Origin of the sequence: Haloferax sp. Atlit-10N (assembly GCF_003586325.1) — an archaeon.
Taxonomy (GTDB): Archaea; Halobacteriota; Halobacteria; order Halobacteriales; family Haloferacaceae; genus Haloferax; species Haloferax prahovense.
The window spans coordinates 1,147,547-1,163,465 of the sequence record NZ_PSYX01000001.1 but is presented as its reverse complement, the minus strand read 5'-3'; the positions used below and the strand labels follow the sequence as shown (position 1 = coordinate 1,163,465).

General features: G+C 65.9%; 14 protein-coding genes. 9 read left to right on the top strand and 5 right to left on the bottom strand.

The window, feature by feature from the left end; translation table 11 throughout:
• Positions 1–113 precede the first annotated feature (113 nt).
• From C5B91_RS06070 to C5B91_RS06060, 3 genes are all read left to right on the top strand, one after another.
• Positions 114–833, top strand: a complete 720-nt coding sequence (locus C5B91_RS06070) for a glycosyltransferase family 2 protein (RefSeq protein WP_008093415.1) — start codon at positions 114–116, stop codon at positions 831–833.
• 18 nt (positions 834–851) lie between these two features.
• Positions 852–2,297: a sulfatase gene (locus C5B91_RS06065; protein WP_049968476.1), complete on the top strand. Its 1,446-nt coding sequence runs from the start codon at positions 852–854 to the stop codon at positions 2,295–2,297.
• Between the two features lie 175 nt (positions 2,298–2,472).
• Positions 2,473–3,420 (top strand): hypothetical protein, encoded by a 948-nt coding sequence (locus C5B91_RS06060; protein WP_008093414.1) that lies wholly within the window; start codon positions 2,473–2,475, stop codon positions 3,418–3,420.
• Between the two features lie 36 nt (positions 3,421–3,456).
• Here the strand turns inward: C5B91_RS06060 and C5B91_RS06055 are convergent, their stop codons facing one another.
• Positions 3,457–4,155, bottom strand: coding sequence for a CatB-related O-acetyltransferase (locus tag C5B91_RS06055; RefSeq protein ID WP_049905203.1), 699 nt, complete (start codon positions 4,153–4,155; stop codon positions 3,457–3,459).
• Positions 4,156–4,288: 133 nt separating this feature from the next.
• On the opposite strand from C5B91_RS06055, the gene C5B91_RS06050 reads away from it, so the two are divergent.
• Positions 4,289–5,212, top strand: a complete 924-nt coding sequence (locus tag C5B91_RS06050; RefSeq protein ID WP_081909207.1) for a glycosyltransferase family 2 protein — start codon at positions 4,289–4,291, stop codon at positions 5,210–5,212.
• 279 nt (positions 5,213–5,491) lie between these two features.
• On the top strand, positions 5,492–6,250 hold the full coding sequence (locus tag C5B91_RS06045; RefSeq protein WP_008093412.1) for a hypothetical protein: 759 nt from the start codon (positions 5,492–5,494) through the stop codon (positions 6,248–6,250).
• Between the two features lie 57 nt (positions 6,251–6,307).
• Here C5B91_RS06045 and C5B91_RS06040 read toward each other — a convergent pair whose 3' ends face one another.
• Positions 6,308–7,651: a sulfatase-like hydrolase/transferase gene (locus tag C5B91_RS06040; protein ID WP_008093410.1), complete on the bottom strand. Its 1,344-nt coding sequence runs from the start codon at positions 7,649–7,651 to the stop codon at positions 6,308–6,310.
• A 101-nt stretch (positions 7,652–7,752) separates the two neighbouring features.
• On the opposite strand from C5B91_RS06040, the gene C5B91_RS06035 reads away from it, so the two are divergent.
• From C5B91_RS06035 to C5B91_RS06025, 3 genes are all read left to right on the top strand, one after another.
• On the top strand, positions 7,753–9,165 hold the full coding sequence (locus C5B91_RS06035; RefSeq protein WP_115819235.1) for a sulfatase-like hydrolase/transferase: 1,413 nt from the start codon (positions 7,753–7,755) through the stop codon (positions 9,163–9,165).
• 114 nt (positions 9,166–9,279) lie between these two features.
• The gene (locus tag C5B91_RS06030) at positions 9,280–10,677 is read left to right on the top strand and encodes a sulfatase-like hydrolase/transferase (protein WP_115819234.1); all 1,398 of its coding nucleotides are present in this window, start codon (positions 9,280–9,282) and stop codon (positions 10,675–10,677) included.
• 48 nt (positions 10,678–10,725) lie between these two features.
• A complete protein-coding gene (locus C5B91_RS06025; RefSeq protein WP_049968472.1) occupies positions 10,726–12,168 on the top strand; it encodes a lipopolysaccharide biosynthesis protein in 1,443 nt (480 codons plus the stop codon).
• Positions 12,169–12,236: 68 nt separating this feature from the next.
• Here the strand turns inward: C5B91_RS06025 and C5B91_RS06020 are convergent, their stop codons facing one another.
• Entirely contained in the window at positions 12,237–13,307 is a 1,071-nt protein-coding gene (locus C5B91_RS06020; protein WP_115819233.1) for a glycosyltransferase family 4 protein, read from the bottom strand.
• Entirely contained in the window at positions 13,304–14,458 is a 1,155-nt protein-coding gene (locus tag C5B91_RS06015; RefSeq protein ID WP_008093400.1) for a glycosyltransferase, read from the bottom strand. Before C5B91_RS06015 ends, C5B91_RS06020 begins: the two co-directional genes overlap by 4 nt.
• Positions 14,459–14,569: 111 nt before the next feature.
• Here C5B91_RS06015 and aglJ point away from each other — a divergent pair, with 111 nt between their 5' ends.
• Entirely contained in the window at positions 14,570–15,478 is a 909-nt protein-coding gene (gene aglJ, locus C5B91_RS06010; protein WP_008093398.1) for an S-layer glycoprotein N-glycosyltransferase AglJ, read from the top strand.
• A 58-nt stretch (positions 15,479–15,536) separates the two neighbouring features.
• Here aglJ and C5B91_RS06005 read toward each other — a convergent pair whose 3' ends face one another.
• On the bottom strand, positions 15,537–15,863 hold the full coding sequence (locus tag C5B91_RS06005) for a hypothetical protein (RefSeq protein WP_008093396.1): 327 nt from the start codon (positions 15,861–15,863) through the stop codon (positions 15,537–15,539).
• Positions 15,864–15,919: the final 56 nt, after the last annotated feature.

Below are 15,919 nucleotides of genomic sequence, written 5' to 3'. Positions count from 1 at the left end.
GAGAGACTCGATTCTGCGTGGGTTCGCGGCCGTCTCGTCGCTGTTTCGCGGCCGAGCGAGGCCGACCCGCGCGAACGACACTCTTTATACGGGACCTTCTGATAGCACTCAGTATGGCCGACGGGGATACGGAAGACAGGAGCCACGAGGGTGCGCCGTACCGCGACGACACGGCGCGGGCGCTCGACGTGACCGCCACGCTCTCCAACGCGTCGCTCGTCGTCGCGAGCAACCGAGAGCGATGTTACTCCAGTGAGACCGCCCCGGAGTGGCTCGACGTCGTCGTCCGCACCGACAAGGGCCGCAACTACGCGCGAAACAGAGCCATCGAGGAGGCCGAAAACGAGTGGATAATCGTCGCCGACGACGACATCACCTTCCCCACTCGGCTCGCGGCACACCTCGTCGACTCGATGCACGAGTTCCAGGTCGTCGGGCTGGAGGACTTCTGGCCCATGCGGTGGACGCTCACTCGATTCATGATATTTCACCGAAGCCTGTGGGAACGCGTCGGCGGCTTCGACGAGCACCGTGAACACGGCGGCGATACCGACTTCGCGATTCGTGCCGAGAAGGCCGGCGCGGAGGTTCACCGCCTGCCCCGTCGCATCGTCCCGCACCACGATACCGAGTCGGACTTCGACGTGGGGACCCACCTCGAATGGCTGTTTTACCTGTTCAAGCGCCACCCGAAGCAGGTCGCGGTCCCCGCGCTCAAACTGGCGCTCGCGAAGGTGAACGTCATCTCCCCGTCGAAAATCGAGTACGACGCGTCGTGGGCCGGTGACGTTTTCTCGCTCAGCGACGCCGACGACGCACCGCTCGAACACTGAGTTTCAGACCTCCGAATCATGAATATCCTACTCCTCATCATGGACAGCGTCCGTGCGAGCAACACTAGCCTGCACGGCCACGAACACCGGACGACCCCGTTCTTGGAATCGCTCGCCGACGAGGCCACGGTCTACGAGACCGGTATCAGCCCCGGCTCGTGGAGCCTGCCGAGCCACACCAGCATCTTCACCGGCTACCACGTCGCCGAACACGGCGTCACCGGCGCGAAAAACAAGCTCGAACCCGGACACACCATTTTCGAGCGACTCGCCGACGAGGAGGGCTACTCGACCGGCATCTTCTCCGAGAACACGTGGGTCACCGAGATGGACGTGGGACTGAAAGAGACCTTCCAGACCGTCGAGGGCGCGCGAAACATCCCGTACGTCGAGGGTCTCGACCCGAGCAACTTCGTGCTCACCGAGGGACAGGGAAACTACGCCGGCTACCTCAAGCGGTGTCTGTCCCACGACCACCCGGCGAAATCGCTCGCAAATGGGGTCGTCACGAAGCTCGCGTGGGACTACCCGCAGTACCTCCCCGACTCGCTGAAGGCGACTACACCCGCGGACGTGTACGTCGACCTCTTTCTGGACTGGGAGGAGACGCGGAACGACTCGTGGGCCGCCTGCATCAACCTCATGGACGGCCACATGCCGTACGAACCCCGCCCGGAACACGACAACTGGGGCGGGAAACGCCTCCAGAAGCTCCAACAGGACGTCGACGACCAAGTGTGGGAGTACCTCGGTGGCCACCGACCCTGGTGGGAGAAACGCGCCATGGAGGGGCTGTACGACGGAACCATCCGACAGATGGACGCCCAAATCGAACGCCTCGTCTCGACGCTCAAAGAACGCGGCGAGTACGAGGACACGCTCATCGTCGTCACCGGCGACCACGGCGAGGGCTTCGGCGAGAAGAGTCAGGTCAAGCCCGATGTGCGACTCGCCGGCCACGGCAAGGACGTACACGAGGCGGTCCTCCACGTCCCGCTCGTCGTCAAGTTCCCCGGGCAGGCGGACTCCGAGACGGTCTCCGCGGCGGCCTCGCTCACCGAGTTCCCGCGCGTGGTCGACGCCGTCCTCGACGGCGAGTGGGACTGCGACGCGTTCGTCCCCGACGACGGGGCGGTCGTCGCCTCGACCCACGGCCTCGACGAACCCTCACAGGCGCTCGCCGAGGAGTTCTGCGGGTCCGTCATGCCCTACGGAGGCGTCTCACGGACCGTTTACGAGACGACCGACGAGGGCGTGGTGCAGTATCAGGCCTGGGAGGACGCCGCCAGCACGGTTCGCATCTTCGACGCGAAGACCGCGTGGAAGGCCGCCGATACCGACGACGGCGTCGTCTCGGAGACGTTCGGCGCGTTCGACGACCTCGGCGTCCGCGAGGAGAGCGAGGGCATCGATGCCGCCGAGGGCGCAACGAAAGAGCGCCTGAAGGACTTAGGGTACCTGTAGCGGGGCGTCTGCGGTTATACGGTCGCTCTCAAGTCCGACCCGTCGACGAAAGCGGATACCCGGGTAGCGGGGCGTCTACGGTTATGGGGTCGCTGTGACGGCGGGTCGCCGTCGCGGCCCGTCCTGTTCCGAAGCCATAGAAAGTTTTTCTTTGGTCGGTTGGGTCCGGTCCTCTATGTCGAACGCATTCGACCGGATCAAATACGGCCTCTCGCAGATCGCCGAGAACGGCCGGAGTTTGAACTGGTGGCGGGGGACGCTGATGCGGCGGGGAAACGGGGCGATTCAGACGAAACTGTATCCGGGCAGGCGCGGAATCGACGTGGTCGACGCGGATTGGGACACGCTCGTCGTCCTTGACGCGTGCCGGGCCGACCTCTTCGAGGAGTTCGTCGACCTCGACCAGTTCGACGACTACCGCGCGGAGACCAGTCGAGCGAGCGCGACTCCCGAGTGGCTCCCGGTCTCGTTCCCCGACGAGTACGGGGACATCGTCTACGTCTCGGGCAACCCGCAGGTCTCGAAGAAGGTGCCGGACAAGTGGCACAAGCTCTTCGAAGTGTGGCAGGACGCCTACGACGACGACGTGGAGGCGATTCTCCCCGGACCCATCATCGACGCCGCGATTCGAGCGCGCGAAGAGTACCCGGACAAGCGGCTCATCGTCCACTTGATGCAACCGCACGTCCCGTTCGTCGGCCGCCCGGACCTCCACTTCTGTACCTACCAACTGTTCGAGGACTTGGACATGGACGGCGACGACCGCGCCGGAAACGTCTTCGAGGCCGCGGCCAAGGGCATCGTCGACGAAGAAGAGATGTGGCAGGCGTACGGCGAGAACCTGACCTACGCGATGGACGAGGTCCAACGGCTCATCGACGCGTTCGACGAGCGCATCGTCCTCACGTCCGACCACGGCAACGTGGTCGAAGCAAAGTCGTGGCCGCTGCCATTCACCTACCACCAACACCTGCCGTACCACCGCCACCCCGGCCTCGTGACGGTCCCGTGGGCGGTCCTCGACGGCGAGCGGCCGACTATCACCGACGACGGCGTCGAGTCCAGCAGCCGCGCCACCTCCGCGGAGGTCACGGAGCGCCTGGAGAATCTCGGCTACAAGTAATCAGCCGGGGTTCCGATTCGAATTCGTCCGGCAGTCTCACCCGAGCACGTCGGAGACGCTCTCGATGCTCGTGAGGTCCGTCTCGAAGAACTGCCTGTTCTCTGCTACCTTCTCCTCCGACCAGTTCCACCACGCCGTGTCGAGCAGTTCCTCTCGGATGTGTTCGTCGAACCGCCACTTCTTTCGTTCGGCGGGGACGCCCGCGACAACCGCGTAGGGCTCTACGTCGCTCGTCACGACGGCCCCCGCGCCGACGATTGCGCCGTGGCCGATAGAGACTCCCGAGAGGACGGTCGCGTTCGAACCGATCCACACGTCACTCCCGACGTCGATGTCTCCTTTCGAGGTCCACGCCAACTCGTCGCCGGTGACCTGTCGGTACAGTTTCAACTGCAGCGTCGGGTTCGCGGTCGTGTGGTTCTGCGACCGGAACTCCGCGCCGGGGGCAACGGCACAGTATCGTCCGATATCGACGGTCCCTCTGAGTGTGTTCCGACCGTTGAGATTCGTCCCCCGTCCGAGACCTACCGTCCCGTTGAGTACGCAGTCGGGACCGACGTGCACGTCGTCACCGAGTGAGATATCTCCTCGCATCGAACAGCCGGATTCGATGCCGACGTTCCGCCCCCGTGAGAAGTTCGTCTCCGCGGGCGACTTGTCGATGAGCGTCGTGGCAATCTCGGGGTAACCAAGCCGCGAAACCACGGATTCGACAGTCGTCTTTACGCTCCGCATTGTACGGAGTCTCCGCGTGGTGCTATATCAGCCTTGCCCCCCAGTTATCAATGTTGATAGAGAATACGATGAGCACGCGACTGCGATGACGACCGGACAGTTGATTTTTAACCTCGTGTGGGGCACTCTGAGTATGCCCAGTTCCCCTCGCTACTCCATCGCGGTCTGTAACTACAACATGGCCGAGACCATCGAGGAGTCGCTTCGGAGCATGGTTGAGCAGGTCGACGAGGAGCTGTACGAGGTCGTCGTCGTCGACGGCGGTTCGACCGACGGTAGCCGCGATATCCTCCGCGAGCTGGAGGCCGAATTCGACAACTTGCGGGCGGTCCTTGACCGGTCGGACGAGTGCGACTGGCTCGGCGGGGACCGAAACATCTCCTTCGAGGAGTCCCGCGGCGAGTACGTCCTCGAATCGCTCGACACGGACGACTACTACCACGAGGGGGTCATCGAGGACTTCGTCGAGATATTCCACGCGCTGGAGGCGCAGGTCGACCGTCCCTTCTTCCTCAGCGGGCGCGGGATGAACATCGCCCCCCGCGGACTCCTGCTCGACGTGCCGTACTACGACGTGGGCGGCGCAGAGGACCGCGACCACTGGCGACGGCTGTACGCCCGCGACGCGCTCATCTGGCTGGACCACGGTCACGTCTCGGACTCGCTGGGCTACGACTTCGACCTGCGCGGCGAAATCAGCCGCGACATCCACGGGAAGATAACCGACTTCCAGTCGGGTGTCTCCTTCTGGAGCGCGATTCGGTGGACGCTCCACCACGAACACCACTACATCTTCGAGCGACCGCGGAGCCTCCCCCGCGAGGTCCTAAAGCGCCTCTACGACCTCGCGACGTTCCCGTACGCCTACCTGAAATCGCTCCCGCTCGAACGACACGAGGCCCCGGCGGAGTTCCAGCGGAAGGGCGCGCTCGAAGCGCGCATCGCAGCGACGCGGATGACGCTCCCCGAGATGGAAGCCCACTACGGCTTCCAGGTCGACTGCGACGAGTTCAGCCAGGCGGGCAGGAAGGCGTTCTGCGAATACGCCGACACGTGACCGTCGCTGGTCTCACACCGACCGGTAGGATACCCGGTTCCTAATTATCAAACTGTATTTCTGTGGAGAAACGTTCAAACCCCCCTGAAAGGAGTGTACCCTATGGGGCTTGGCGATTGGGTATCTAACGCACGGTGGTACTATCAGAATCTGAATCTCGGGACCGCGGCGAAAGTCAGCGCCGCGGAGCTACTGGGGGGCGCGGTTCGGCGGGCGTATTCACGCGCTCCACGACTTGGGAGACCGATATACGAGCGGGACTGGGACGCGCTGATTATTTTGGACACGTGCCGTCCCGACGCCCTCGAAGCGGTCGCATCGGGGTACGATTTCCTCCCCAACGGTCGCGTCCCGACGGCCACCTCGCTCGGGTCGAACTCCCGCGAGTTCATGCGGTACAACTTCACCGAAGAGTATCGCGAGGAGATGGATCAGACGGCGTTCGTCACGTTCAACCCGAACTCTGACGCCATGCTCGACCCCAACGACTGGTTGCTGTTGGACGAGGTGTGGCGGGACGCCTGGGAGGCCGACATCGGGAGCGTCCGGCCGCGGACGGTGACGAACCGCTCGATAGCGGCTCACCGCGAACTCGATCCAGCGCGAACGATTATCCAGTACCAACAGCCGCACACGCCGTACCCGCACTTCGAGAAGCACGACTGCGGGGCGCTCGCCATCGAGGACGACGCGAACGACCGGTCCGGGATATTCGGCGCGATTCTCGACGGAAAGATAACTCGTGAGGAGGCGTGGGAGGGCTACCTAGACAACCTACGCTGGGCGCTCGACGACCTCGAACTCCTCCTCTCGAACCTCGATTCGGAGCGGGTGATAATCACGTCGGACCACGGCGAGTGTTTCGGCGAGTGGGGGCTGTACGGCCACCACAAATCGACCCCAGTCCCGGAACTCATTCGCGTTCCGTGGGTCGTCACCGAGGCGACTGACGAGGGAACCCACGAGCCGCCCGCCGCATCCACCGATCCCGACGATGTCGGGCTCGACAGCAAGCTCTCTTCGCTCGGCTACCTGTAGCGTCCCGTCGTAGCGGGACGACACCACGCTATCGCCGCTGGCGACGTCTCCTCGCGGTCAATCCATATATCCGAGTTCTTCGAGTCGCTTCTGTACGTCCTCGCTCACGTCGTCGGCCTCCGGGACGCCCTCGGTCGTCTCGCGCAGCAGGTGCGGCGGAATCTCCGACCGGAACGAGGCACAGCGGTCGGGGTGGTCGGCCGCGACGTTCTCGCGCTCTTTCGGGTCGGCGCGGAGGTCGTACAGTTCGTCTTCCTCGCCGTCGACCGCGATGTACTTCCAGCCGTCCTCGCGGACGCCGACGACGGGGCCGGCGTCGCTGAACGATCCGGTCGAGACGACCCGCCGGGGACCGCCCTCGAAGAGGTCGGTCCCGCGGAACGCGCTCGGTGGTTCGACGCCGTGGTTTCGCGCTACCGTGGGCGCGAGGTCGAGCAGTTCGCGCTGTTCGTCGACGACCCCGCCGTCGCCCCGGTTGGACTTCACCACGAGCGGGACGTGCGTCAGTTCGTCGTAGGGGCGGTTCCGGTGGTAGTAGTTCCCGTGGTCGGCGAACTCCTCGCCGTGGTCGGCGGTGAGGATGATATCCGTCTCGTCGTAGCGGCCGAGCGACTGCAACCCGTCGAGGAAGCGGTCGATGTGGTCGGACGTGTACCGGATATCAGAGTCGTAGAGGTCGACGATTCGCCGACGCTCCGCTTCGGTCACGTCTTCGGGGTGGATTCCCGCCTTGGACATGAGACGGCGAATCTCCGACTCGTCGGCGGGCTCGCCGTACGCCGGGTCCTCGAGGTCGATGCCGTAGGGGCGGTGTGGGTCCATGTAGTGGACCCACAGGAAGAAGTCGCCGTCGACGCCGTCGAGCCACTCCAGGGCCCGGTCGGTCGTCTTCTCGGCGTTCTCGTACACCGTCTGCTCCATGATGAGCGACGCTGGGAAGACGGCCTCCTGAATCCGTTCGGCGAGGGGACGTATCCCGAGCGACTCGACCGTCGGACGGACGAGGTCCATCGTCCGCCGAAACAGCCTGTGGGCCGCCGACGGCGACCCCGAGTCCTCGGAGTCCATGATGCCGAAGTCGTCGAAGTGGTCGAAGTCGGCCGGGCGGGGGACGCGGCTCGCGAAATAGGTGTTCGAATGGATGCCGGCGGTCGATACCTCGTCGGGGAGCGGAGAGGCGATGTTTGGCCCGTCGCGAGCGTGCTCGTCCCCGCGGTACCGGGAGGTGAGAAGCGACGGAACCGAAATTCCCGTGTTGGTCCCGTTGGCGAAGGCGGCGGTGAACAGCGTCGAGTCGTCGTCGAGCAGGCGGTCGAGGACCGGAAGCGTGTCCCGCTGGTAGCCGTACTGGCCGACGTGGCCGGCCCGGAGCGCGTCGACGGTGATCAACACGGTGTTCATTGCTTCGGTGGTGTGGCAGGTGCGTTCAAATATCTGTTGCTCAGCGGTCGGCGCACTCGAAGGTGCTATAACCTCCGGCGAAGAATCGCCGACAACCCGAAATGAGAAACGTCGTCCTCATCTGCCTCGACACCGTCCGGAAGGACTACTTCGACCGGTTCGCCGAGCGGTTGCGCGAGCGGGCCGACGCCTCTTTCGACCAGTGTCGGGCTGCGAGTGGCTGGAGCGTTCCGAGCCACGCGAGCATGATGACCGGGAAACTACCGCACCAACACGGGATTCACGTGTACAACCGGGATTTCTCAGGGCTCCGTCGGGAAGACACGTTTCTCGCTGACCTCCCGGACCACCGGGCGTTCGGGTCGAGCGCGAACGTCTACGCCAGCGACGCGTTCGGCTTCGACCTGCTTTTCGACGACTTTACCAGCGTCTCGCCCGACCGGCGGTTCCCCGATGGCATCGACGCCGAAAAGTTCGGACAGGAGTGTGAGGAGACGGGGCTCGCCCGCTACCTCGCCTTCCTGAAAGCCTCGCTCGCCAGTGACCACCCGGTCCAGAGCCTCGCCAACGGCGCGCTCGTCGAGTTCGACCGACAGTTCGCCGAGCTCCCCGTGCCGAAGCCGCTCGACGACGGGGCAAACATCGTCGCGCGCGAGGCGGTGAAGCTCGTCCGCGAACACGGCGACGCGGACCCGTTTTTCATGTTCACGAACTTCATGGACGCCCACGGTCCGCTCACCCACGTCCGCGGCTACGACTCAGACCTCCACGACGCGCCGTACTCGTGGACGACGGGCGAATACAGCACCCACGAGGTCAACGTCTCCGGCAAACTCGAAGAGAACCGGGAGCACATCGAACACACCCGCGGGCTCTACGGCGCGGCCATCGACTACCTCGACCGCAAGGTGTGTTCGTTCGTCGACCGCGTGCAGGCTGAGACGGACCGAGAGACGACGTTCGTCATCACCGCCGACCACGGCGAGAACCTCGCGTTCGAGGCCGACGGCGGCCTCCTCGCCCACAAGGGCGTCCTCACGGAGGGGCTGCTCCACGTCCCGCTTCTCGTCGTCAACGCGCCCGAGGGCTACGACGACAGCGAGACCGGCTACTTCTCGCACGTCGACCTCGGTCGCTTGCTCGTCGGACTCGCCCGCGGGGAGACGCCCGACGTGTTCGAAGCGCGCATCGCCGCCGAGCGAATCGGCTCCAACATGGCCGCCGACGCGTCCGAGGCGGAGCGCCGCGACTGGGACCGCATGATCCGCGTCGTCTACGACGGGGTCGACAAGTACGAGTGGGATTCCAACGGGACTCGGCTTCGCCACCGACTCGACCCGGATCGACCGAACTGGCAGGAACTCGCGGCGGAGGACGTCGACGTCAGCGACCTCGACGAGGCGTTCTTCGACGTTCCGCTCGACGAGTACAAGCGCGAGGCCGTCACCGCGAGCACCGACCACGACGTGGACCAGACGACGAAGGCGCGCCTGAGCGACCTCGGCTACATCTGAACAGCTGACGCGCCGGTCGGCGACCGCTTCCTCCCGATTTCGGGCGGTTTCGGCGGCGATTTCGGTCCCGAAGAACCTTTCTATGGCCGCCACATCACCCACCTGTACCGACGTATGAGAAATGTCGTCCTTATCTGTCTCGATACTGTCCGAAAGGACTTCTTCGATTCCTTCTCCTCGCGGCTCCAGGAGCGGGCGGACATCGTCTACGACCAGTGCCGAACCGCCAGCACCTGGAGCGCCCCGAGCCACGCGAGCATGTTCACGGGGACGCTCCCCCACGAACACGGCGTTCACGCCTATCACCGCGACTTCTCGGGTATCGGTCGCGACGACACGTTTCTCGCCGAGCTTCCGGACCACCGCGCGCTCGGCGTGAGCGCCAACGTCTGGGCCGGGTCGTCGTTCGGATTCGACGGCTTCTTCGACGAGTTCTCCAACATCTCTCCCGACCGGCGTTTTCCCGAGGGCATCGACGTGGCCCGGTTCGGCCAGTCCTGCGAGAAGACCGGCCTCGGGAAACAACTCGAGTTTCTCAGGCGCGCGCTCGAACACGACAAGCCGGTCCAGAGCCTCCTCAACGGCGCGGCAGTCCAGGTCGACAACACGCTTGCGACCGCGCCGGTTCCGAAGCCGATGGACGACGGCGCGAAGACGCTCATCGGGCAGGCAAACCGCCTCGTCGGCGCGTCCGACGAGCCGTTTTTCCTCTTTACGAACTTCATGGACGCCCACGGTCCCCTACGGCACATCCTCGGCTACGACGGGAGTCTCCACGACGCGCCGAACTCGTGGAGCTCCGAGCGCCTCGACTGGTCGCGAATCGTCGCCGAGGGCGACGAGACCGAGATGACGCGCTACCGCGACCTCTACGGCGCGGCCATCGACTACCTCGACCGCAAGGTGTGTTCGTTCATCGATGAGGTGCGGGCGGCGACCGACGAGGAGACGACGTTCGTCGTCACCTCCGACCACGGCGACAACCTCGCGTTCGAGGCCGACGGCGGCCTGTGGGGTCACACCGAAAGCAGCCTCAACGAAGCGCTGACGCACGTCCCACTCGTGGTCGTGAACGCGCCCGGTGAGGGGACCGACGTCGTCGACGGATACGTCTCGCACCTTCGGCTCGGCGACCTCCTCGTCGGCCTCGCCCGCGGGGAGCGCCCCGACGTGACCGGCGCGCGGATTCCCGTCGAGCGAATCGGCCACAGCGGCAAACAGCACAAGCTCGCCGAACAGGCGCGGGACACGAACCGGATGCTCCGCGCCGTCTACGACGGTGACCGCAAGTTCGTCTGGGCCGACGACGGGAGTCGAGAGTCCTACCGTCTCGACGCCGACCGCCCGTGCTGGCAGGCCGAGACCGACGAACCGTTCGACGCCGAGTCGCTCGACGACTCGTTCTTCGAGACGCCCGTCGCCGACTACGCGGAGCGCGCCCGGTCCGCCGAAGACGAACTCGGCGTCGACGGCGCGACGGCGGACCGCCTCCGCGAACTCGGCTATCTCTGACCCAGCCGTGACTGACTACTCCCTCGCACGCCGGTCGTTCAGCCTCCCATGAAAAAGACAGACAGCCTCTCCATCGGCCGCGAGGCGTTCCTTTCCCTGTTTTCGAAGGTCCTCACCGCCGGTACCGGTTTCGCCGGCGTCGTCATCTTTGCGAACCTCCTCGGCGACGTCGGCTGGGGAACGTACCGGACCGTCCTCGCCGCCGCATTCGTCCTCACGCAGGTTCCGAGCGGTATCGGTGCGGCGGTGAAAAAGCGGGTGAGCGAGGTCGGCGTCGAGCCCGGCTCCTTTTTCGGGACGGCGCTCCTCGCGCACCTCGCGTTCTCGCTCGTCGTCGCCGGCGCGTACGTACTCCTCGAACCCTACGCAGTCGACTACTTCGGAACCCGCGAACTGGCCGTCGGCGTGGTGCTCGTGGTGGTGTCGCTCGGACTGTTCAACATCGCGAACAAGCTCTACGCCGGCACGGGTCACCCGGCGGTCTCCTCGTGGGTCGACGGCATCCGGAGCCTCCTGACCATCGCGCTCCAGCTGCTCTTTTACTGGCTCGGCTTCGAGGCGTTCGGGCTCGTTCTCGGTCTGGCCATCGCGACGGTCGGAACGGCCGTCCTCGCCGCGGTCCTCTCGCGCGTCCTCCCCGCGCGCCCGACGAAACGGGTCGCAGAGCGAATCTACGACTTCGCCCGGTGGAGCGTTCCGACCTCGATGCTGTCGAATTTCTACTCTAGCGCCGACGTGCTCATCATCCAGGCGTTCGTCGGCCCGGCCTCGGTCGCGTACTACTCGGTCTCGATTCAGCTCGCCCAGCCCGGGGCGATGTTCGCGACGACCATCGGAAACGTGCTGAACGTCAAGTCGAGCGGCGTCGACTCCGTCGGCGGCGACGTGCGGTTCGACCTGATAAACTCCATCTCCTACGCGGGGCTCATCGCGATTCCGGTCTTCTTCGGCGCGGCCGCGATGCCGAAGGAGTTGGTGACGACGCTGTTCGGTAGCGACTTCGCCAACACGCCGGTACTCGTGGTCGTCGGAATGACCCTGTTCCAGATCGGCAATGCCTACCGCCACCCCTTCGAGGCCGTCCTACAGGGCACCGACCGCCCGGAGCTCGTCTTCCGGGTGAACAGCTTCATCGTCCTCCTGCACCTCCCGGCCGCGGTCGTGCTCGGGAGCGTCTACGGGCTCGTCGGCGTCGTCGCCAGCACGGTCGCCGCGGAGGTCGTTCGACACGCCGTCTTCCAGTACGTCGCCCACCGCGAGTTCGGCGGCGTCGTGTTCACGCGTCCGATGCTCGAACAGACAGTCGCCGGCGCGGTCATGTTTGCCCTCGTCTGGTCGGTCCTCGAATACGCCGTCTCGATTACCGGGTGGGTCTCGCTGCTGCTCGTCGTCGGGTTCGGTGCCGTCGCATACTTCACGGCGCTCCTCGGACTGAGCAGCCACTTCCGCGAGACGGTCAGAAACACGGTCCCCGGGCTCTCGGGCGAGTAAGCGAGCGACGCCGGCATCGAGGACCGCCGCATCGACTCAGCCCGACCCGACCCGACCCGGTTCGGTTCTCAGTGCGCCGCGTTCCAGCCGCCCCGACAGACCGTGTCGTAGACCGCAGTCGTCCGCTCGACCACGGACTCCCACGCCGGAAGCGGTTCCGCCGGCGCGTCGAGGTCGACCGCGCGCTCGATGCCCGAAACGAGAGCCGCGGGGTCGACGCCGACGCAGTCGTCGCGGTCCGCCCAGTCGACGAGCGCTCCCGCGTTGCGGACGACGCACGGGGTGCCCGCGGCGAGCGCCTCGGCGACCGTCATCCCGTAGGCCTCGAACTCCGACATCGTCACGAACGCCGCCGCGCCGGCGTACAGCCCCGGCAGGTCCTCGTCGGCGACGAAACCGAGGAAGTGAACGCGGTCTTCGACGCCGACCTCGCGGGTGAGTCGCTTCAGCTCCGGGCCGTAGTCGCCGGAGCCGGCGACCGCGAGGTCGTATTCGAGGCCGGGGAGGGCTCGAATCACGTGCTGAACGCCTTTGTACTCCGCTAACCGACCGACAGAAAGCAGGTAGTCGCGGTCCGCCCACTCGGGGTCGGGCGACGCCTCGGCGAACCGCGCCACGTCGAGACCGTTCGGAATCACCGTCGCCTCGACCCCGAAGTCGTCTGCGAGTTGGCGGCGCTCCCAGTCGCTCACGGCGATGCGGGCGTCGGCGCGGCGGAGCGCCCACCCGCCCGGGGCTCGGTAGACGGACAGCAGTTTGTCCCGCAGGTCGGAGGCGCTCCCGCCGTGGTAGTGCGGCGTGGCGACGAAGGGGGTCTCAGCGACGCCGAGCGCCGCGAACAGGAGCGGAAGCGAGTGGTAGTTGTGGGCGTGGACGAGGTCGGCACCGCGGGCGAGGCGGCGCACGGTCGCCAGTATCTCCGGGGCGACGTGGAACGCGCCGCCGGGGGCGACGCCGGGGTGTCGAATCACCCGGACGCCGTCTCGGTACTCCGCCGAGCGGGTGAGTCCCTCGGCGTCGGCGGTCAGGACCGTCACGTCGTGTCCCGCCGCTGCGAGCCGGGTCGCGAGCTCGGCGACGTGTGCCTCGACGCCGCCGGTGTGCGGAGGATACCGCGTCGTGACGTAGAGGACGTTCATTCGAAGTACTCCCTCGACTCGCGGTCGAGTTCCCACGTGCCGTCGCCCTCGTCGCGGAGGAGTTCGACCGCGGCGACGAGCAGCGACACCTGCGAGTCGAAGACGGCGTACAGTGGCTGGAGCGGACCGAGGCGTTCGGACTGGCCGGCCCACGCGAAGGCGGCGACGGCACCCGGCACGGCGAGGCCGAGCGGCCCCGCGAGGAGGACGCCGGCAGCGGTCGCCAGCACGACGGTCGCCGCGAGCAGCCACGGCGAGACGACCATGAACCACCAGTTGAACGGGAGGACGACGGTCCCGTAGAACCCGTAGCGGCCGAGCATGTCTCGGTTCTGGACGAGGAGTTTGAGCAGGCCCATCGCCCGGCGGTCCTTGCGCTGTCGGCGCTTCGAGAACTTAGAGACGCCGGACTCGGTGAACGCCATCGCGGGGTCCATCACGACGCGCTTACCGGCCCGGCGGATGCGAAGCGCGAGTTCGGTGTCATCGGCGAGGGAGTCGGGGGCGATGGGGACGAAGTCCTCGGCGCGGAACGCGAAGCAGGGGCCGTGGAAGATGAACGTCGAGTCGAGGTGGGATTCGAGGCCCTGAATCTTCGTGAGGATACCGCGGTAATCCGATTCGACCTCGCTGTCGCCGAGGACTTCGGACTGTTGGCCCGTCACCGCGCCGATGGTCGGGTCCGAGAGGTTCCCCGCCGCCTGCCGGAGCACGTCCGGTGCGAGCTTCGAGTCGGCGTCGGTTCGGAAGACCAGTTCGTTGCTCGCCGCCGCGAACGCCTCGTTGAGGGCGGGTGCGACTCCCCGGCGCTCGTCGTCGTGGAGGAGCGTCAGTTCGGGTGCGTCGCGTCCAGCGAAGAAGTCGCGGACGACCGCGGGCGTGTCGTCGTCGCTCGCGTCCGCGACGACCACCTCGACTTTCTCCATCGGGTAGTCGAGCGCGAGGATGTCTTCGAGCTTCGCCTCGATGATGCTCGCCTCGTTGTAGGTCGGGAGGACGATGCTCACGGTCGGTTCGTCCGGGGACTTCCGGGCGGGCGACCCCGAGGTGTCGACGACCCGGAGCAACGCGAGGTAGACGAGGTAGGGGACCCCCGTCAGAGAGAGGAGTCCGAACGTCGCGACGAGGAGGCGACGGAGGCGTGCGCGCATGGAATGTGGTTTTCCCACCAAGAATAAAAGTGCTGTAGGTTGCTCTCGCCCCGCGGATTCGCGGGGACACATCCAGAAGTCCTTTTATACTGTCCGCTGGATGTCCCGCTGATGGACTACGCGGACGTTTGCGTCCTCGTCCCAACCTACAACGAGGCGGAGACTATCGCCGAGGTCGTCGCCAGCTACCGAGACGAGGGGTTCCACAACGTCCTCGTCATCGACGGCGACTCCACAGACGGGACGCGGGAACTCGCCGAGGAGGCCGGCGCGCACGTCGTCGTACAGCGCGGGAGCGGGAAGGGACAGGCGGTCAGGGAGGCGGTCGAAGAGCACGTCGAAGCGACGTACGTCCTGATGCTCGACGGCGACGGAACCTACGAGGCGGGCGACGCGACGAAGATGCTCGACCCGCTCACCGAGGGGTACGAACACGTCATCGGCGACCGCTTCGCCGACATGCGGCCGGGCGCGATGACGCGGCTGAACAAGGTCGGAAACCGCATCATCAACCGGGCGTTCGCGTTCATCCACGGGCAGGACTTCCGCGACATCCTCAGCGGCTACCGCGCGTTCACCCGCGAGTCGTTCCTCGACATGACCCTCACCTCCGACGGCTTCGGCATCGAGACGGAGATGGCCGTCGAGTGTGCGAAACGCGGCATCGAGACGACGGTCGTCCCCACGACGTACTACCCTCGACCGAACGGGTCGGACACGAACCTCAACCCGGTCCGCGACGGCGGTATCATCTTCCTCGAACTGTACCGCCGCGCCAAGACCAACAACCCGCTTTTCTACTTCGGGAGCGTCGGGCTCACGTCGACCGCGACCGGGGTCGGCCTCGCCGGCTACGTCGCCTACGAGTGGTTCGTCCGCGCTATCTCCCACGAGGTCATCGCCGTCGTCTCCGCGGCGGGCATCCTCTTCGGCGTGCAACTACTGATGTTCGGCGTGCTCTCGGACCTCATCCTCTCGTTACACCGCGAGCAGATGAAACGAATCGAAGAACTGGAGTGAGCGTCGGCGTCGGCTCGCGCCGGGCCGTCGGAACCGGGTGAATCGACCGAGACCGCCTTCAGAACGGGACGAGCGAACGGAGCCGACCCATCAGACTCTTCGACGCCTTGGCGCGGAACTCCTCGAACACGGGGTGGAGCGTCTCCAAGAGGTCGCGGCGGGAGTCGAACCGGTCTTTCGGCGCGGCGGCGAGGGCGTCGCTTATCGCGACCGTGTTGCCCGCGGCGTCTATCGGCACGGCGACGTCGTCGAGCGCCCGCGCAATCTCTCTTGCGTCTGCCGGGTAGTCGATGTCTGCGGCGTCGACGTCGGCGGCGAGCGCAGCAATACCGAATTCGATTGAGTCCGGCTCTGACGTATCGTTTTGGGGCGGTCTCGCGGCCATCGAACGTGTATAGGATGTCCCGCATGGAAAAACCCCCGACCTTCGGTGATACCGCC

Excerpts from the sequence above, each read along its gene's own strand:
- C5B91_RS06070 (WP_008093415.1), top strand. The coding sequence starts at position 114 with ATGGCCGACGGGGATACGGAAGACAGGAGCCACGAGGGTGCGCCGTAC.
- C5B91_RS06065 (WP_049968476.1), top strand. The coding sequence starts at position 852 with ATGAATATCCTACTCCTCATCATGGACAGCGTCCGTGCGAGCAACACT.
- C5B91_RS06060 (WP_008093414.1), top strand. The coding sequence starts at position 2,473 with ATGTCGAACGCATTCGACCGGATCAAATACGGCCTCTCGCAGATCGCC.
- C5B91_RS06055 (WP_049905203.1), bottom strand. The coding sequence starts at position 4,155 with ATGCGGAGCGTAAAGACGACTGTCGAATCCGTGGTTTCGCGGCTTGGT.
- C5B91_RS06050 (WP_081909207.1), top strand. The coding sequence starts at position 4,289 with ATGCCCAGTTCCCCTCGCTACTCCATCGCGGTCTGTAACTACAACATG.
- C5B91_RS06040 (WP_008093410.1), bottom strand. The coding sequence starts at position 7,651 with ATGAACACCGTGTTGATCACCGTCGACGCGCTCCGGGCCGGCCACGTC.
- C5B91_RS06035 (WP_115819235.1), top strand. The coding sequence starts at position 7,753 with ATGAGAAACGTCGTCCTCATCTGCCTCGACACCGTCCGGAAGGACTAC.
- C5B91_RS06030 (WP_115819234.1), top strand. The coding sequence starts at position 9,280 with ATGAGAAATGTCGTCCTTATCTGTCTCGATACTGTCCGAAAGGACTTC.
- C5B91_RS06025 (WP_049968472.1), top strand. The coding sequence starts at position 10,726 with ATGAAAAAGACAGACAGCCTCTCCATCGGCCGCGAGGCGTTCCTTTCC.
- C5B91_RS06020 (WP_115819233.1), bottom strand. The coding sequence starts at position 13,307 with ATGAACGTCCTCTACGTCACGACGCGGTATCCTCCGCACACCGGCGGC.
- C5B91_RS06015 (WP_008093400.1), bottom strand. The coding sequence starts at position 14,458 with ATGCGCGCACGCCTCCGTCGCCTCCTCGTCGCGACGTTCGGACTCCTC.
- aglJ (WP_008093398.1), top strand. The coding sequence starts at position 14,570 with ATGGACTACGCGGACGTTTGCGTCCTCGTCCCAACCTACAACGAGGCG.
- C5B91_RS06005 (WP_008093396.1), bottom strand. The coding sequence starts at position 15,863 with ATGGCCGCGAGACCGCCCCAAAACGATACGTCAGAGCCGGACTCAATC.